Below are 1,417 nucleotides of genomic sequence, written 5' to 3' on the forward strand. Positions count from 1 at the left end.
TAATGCCGTTAAGTTAAGGATTTCCTGAGCCTCCGTTCAGGATAGCGTTGCGGTTTTGCTTTGGTGACCCGATCGAATTTCCGGTCGGGTCGATAGACATTGAGTTCGAGGATCATCCTCTCGCGCATCCGTTTGATCGTTCCTGGTAGATTGCCCAAGGCCCGTTCGGAGGCCGCATGTAGCATCTCGAGCTGAAATATGCCGAGGGCGAAGACAAAGCTAACGTCATTGGGAGCGCATTTTGCCTGGTCGGCCGTGCGCGCCATTTCTAGTCGCACGAGGTTATAGGCGATAAGAATGCCCCAGATTTCCTGCCTGGTTGCTGCGACACTTTGGCTGCGCAGGCATAGGGCCATCCCCATCATGGTTTGCTTGATCTCGCGGTAGCTCGTTTCGATCTGCCAGCGCTCGCTATAACAGTCGCGGACGGTTTTGGCGGAGAAGCGCCGGCGATCCGTCAATGAGGTCAGCAAATAGCACAGTTTGCCCGTCGGATCTTTCGTTGCAATGGCACGCGCTTGCCACTGCTCGGGCATGGAGGGGTCGCGCTTGCGTACTTGTGGGGAAACGCGCATTTCGACGATGCCATCCTCACTGTCGCCGCTCACAAGACGCCATTGCGTATTAGCCTTGGCCGGCACGAGGAAGTGCCGCTCCTGGCCTTGCGTACGAAGTTTATGCAACAGCTCGGCGGCTAGAAAACCTTTATCGAAGACCGTCAGCGAATGGTCGGGTATATCGTCTAGCAACGGCAAGGCAAAGCTCATCTCGCCTTTGCTATAGGGACCAAAATCGGCGGCCAAGACCAACTGGGTGCGCAGCGCAGCCAATGTCACCATGCGGGCATGGGGGTAACTGGCCAAAGCTCCCTTGGCGAAGTGTGGCGAATCGAAATGTGCCCGGTTTTCCGCGCTATCGGCTAATTTCAGGGTCGTCCCATCCATGGCGAGCAGTTGGAGGCCGTGGAAGTCGGAACGATGGGCGTCTTGCATCTGCCAATGGCGCGCGGACGTTGAGAATAGCCACGCCAACGGTTCTTCGCCCAGCCGCTGACGTGCTTGCGTTACAGCGCTATCAGTGACGCAAGTGTCCTTCAGATCCGGCAGCGCCAGTTCCAATTCACCCAGCACTTGTCGCACTGAGTGATGTCGGTAGATCGCTAGCGCGATGACCAACCAGACTACCTGCTCCGCCGGCAGACGCCGCTGCCGAATACTCGCCTTGCCGGTGTAGCTCAATGCTCCCATGATCCATTCGACGGGCAACTGCTCCCCAAGCCGGCCCCAGTCCGGAGCTGGCAAGTCACACGTGGTCAAAGGGAGAACGTCGGAAAGCATGGCGCGAAGGTTAACAGCCTTCGCGCATGTTTACAACAACTAACTGGGGCCGGCCTAGTTCCTTAACTTAACGGCATTAG

1 protein-coding gene is annotated in these 1,417 nt (G+C 57.2%); it reads right to left on the reverse strand.

The window, feature by feature from the left end:
* Nucleotides 1–8 precede the first annotated feature (8 nt).
* Nucleotides 9–1,337, reverse strand: coding sequence for an IS4 family transposase (locus ABWW33_RS32940; RefSeq protein ID WP_353405620.1), 1,329 nt, complete (start codon nucleotides 1,335–1,337; stop codon nucleotides 9–11).
* Nucleotides 1,338–1,417 lie beyond the last annotated feature (80 nt).

Origin of the sequence: Duganella hordei (assembly GCF_040369125.1) — a bacterium.
Taxonomy (GTDB): domain Bacteria; phylum Pseudomonadota; class Gammaproteobacteria; order Burkholderiales; family Burkholderiaceae_D; genus Rugamonas; species Rugamonas hordei.